Origin of the sequence: Polaromonas sp. (assembly GCF_018780625.1) — a bacterium.
GTDB lineage: Bacteria > Pseudomonadota > Gammaproteobacteria > Burkholderiales > Burkholderiaceae_C > Polaromonas.
On record NZ_JADMJK010000114.1, the window covers coordinates 6,361 to 8,509 of the forward strand.

Here is a 2,149-nt window from a genome sequence, read left to right on the forward strand (position 1 = left end):
CCGTGCAACATGCCGTCGCTGTGCATGGCCACACCGACTCGCCAGAACTGCGCAAGCAGTTGACATCCCTGTTCAAGCCGGGCACGCCGCCGCTGAAGGTGGTGCAGGCCAAAGCGGCTAGCGCCTGATCGGCGACCGTCGAAAAAACCTCGGCCCGGTGGATTCAGTGCCGAAGGTCGAATCAACGAAAATTTGCTACATATTTCATAGCATACTGCGCTTTTGCTTGTTGCGCCGGAGGCATATTTGACGCTGAAATTAACGCTGAAAGCGTCCCGACCTCCATCTCGGCGAGCGCTATCCGCTGGATATTCGATGGCAGACAAGCGCAAAAAACTGCCGGGTTTTACTCGCCCCGGTTGCGCATCCAGTCCGCCGTCTGAAAAAACGAGGCATTGAGCCGGGCGCGCAGGGCGTCGTCCACGCCGGTCTCCCTCATGGCCTGGTCCATGCAGGCTAGCCACTGGTCACGCTCCTTGATGCCGATGGTGCCGCCGCCGGTGTGTTGCGGCAGGTGGCGCTGGCGCAGCCGGGGGTGGCCGAAGCGCTCGGTGTAGTGCTGCGGGCCGCCCAGCCAGCCGCATAAAAACCAGAACAGGCGTTCCCGGGCGTTGTCGAGCGTACTGCCGTGTGCGGCGCGCAGGGCCGCATAGGCAGGCTCCAGGTCCATCAGGTCGTAGAAGCGCTCCACCAGCGCCTTGACGCGCGCTTCGCCGCCTATCCAGGCAAACGGGGTTTCAAATGGCGTCGCTGGGTCCGATTTTTCTTCGAGTGGCATAAATTTTCAAAAATATCTATTGTGCTTTGCGCAGCGTTTCGACCACCGGCGTGTTCAGCACCGAGCGCAGCCCCCACCAGCCGGCGGCCAGCGCCAACACGGCGCCGGCCAGGCTGCCCAAAATCGGTACGGTCCAGGAACCGGTCCAGTTGAACCCAAACACATAGCGCGCCAGACCCCAGCCCACGGCCAGCGCCACCACCGAGGCCAGGAAACCCGCCAGCAGCCCGACACCGACCAGTTCGGCGCGCTGCACCTGGCGCAGCAGCGAGGCCCGGGCGCCGACGGCGCGCATGATGGCGAAGTCGCGGGCGCGCTCTTCACGCGTGGCCGTGATGGCCGCAAACAGCACGACCAGGCCGGCCGCCAGCGTGAAGCCGAACAAGAATTCGACCGCCCGGATCACCTGGTCGAGCACGCGCTGCACCTGGTTCAGGGTGCTGCTCATGTCGACGTTGGTGATGTTGGGAAAGGCCCTGACCAGCTGGTTGTCAAAACTTTGCGGCCGGGGCTGGCCGTCGGCCACGGCCGCACCGGACACCGGCACGGGCTCGGGCGCGCGAAACGCGCTGATGTAGGTCACCGGCACATCAGCCAGTTGGGCCACCGGGTACATCACAAAAAAGTTGACGTGCATGGAACTCCAGTCCACCTTGCGCAGGCTGGTGATGGTGGCGTCGCTGAGCTGGCCGGCCATGTCAAAGCGCAGGCGGTCGCCGAGTTTGAGGCCCAGCGTCTCGGCCAGGCCTTCCTCCACGCTGACGGCGTCTTTTTCACCCGGCGTCCAGCGTCCCGCCACGACCTGGTTGTGGCTGGGCGGCTGCTCGCTGTTGGACAGGTTGAAGTCGCGGTCCAGCAGTCGCTTGGGGCGGTCGCCTTCAAAGTCGTCAGGGGTCACGGCTTTGCCATTGATGGCGACGAGGCGGCCGCGAATCATCGGATACCAGTCAAATTGGGTCACGCCGCCTGCGCGCAAGGCCTTCTGAAAGGCGTCGCCCTGATCCGGCTGAACGTTGATGACGAATCGGTTGGGCGCATCGGCCGGCGTGGCCTGGCGCCAGCTGCTGATCAGGTCGGTGCGCAGCAGCACCAGCAGCATCAGCGCCAGCAGGCCCACGGCGAGCGCGCTGATCTGCACCACCGCATAGACCGGGCGGGCCGACAACTGCCGCGTAGCCAGCACCAGCCAGCGCGGCGCGGTGGCTTCATTGACGCTGGCCCGCAGCAGCTTGACGGCGCCAAAGCTGGCGGCGGCAAACACCCCCACGGCGCCGACAAATCCGCCGACGGCAATCAAGCCCAGCTTCAGGTCGTTGCTGGCAGCCACCAGCAAGGCGGCAAAGCCCAGCATGCCCAGCCCCAGCACGGCCA

At 65.0% G+C, this 2,149-nt stretch carries 2 protein-coding genes; both read right to left on the reverse strand.

Features of this window, described 5'->3' with window-relative positions; translation table 11 throughout:
* Nucleotides 1-346 precede the first annotated feature (346 nt).
* On the reverse strand, nt 347-778 hold the full coding sequence (locus tag IV091_RS10145) for a group II truncated hemoglobin (RefSeq protein WP_293468273.1): 432 nt from the start codon (nt 776-778) through the stop codon (nt 347-349).
* A gap of 16 nt (nt 779-794) precedes the next feature.
* The coding region (locus tag IV091_RS10150; RefSeq protein ID WP_366806994.1) for an FtsX-like permease family protein at nt 795-2,149 on the reverse strand (1,355 nt) is incomplete at its 5' end.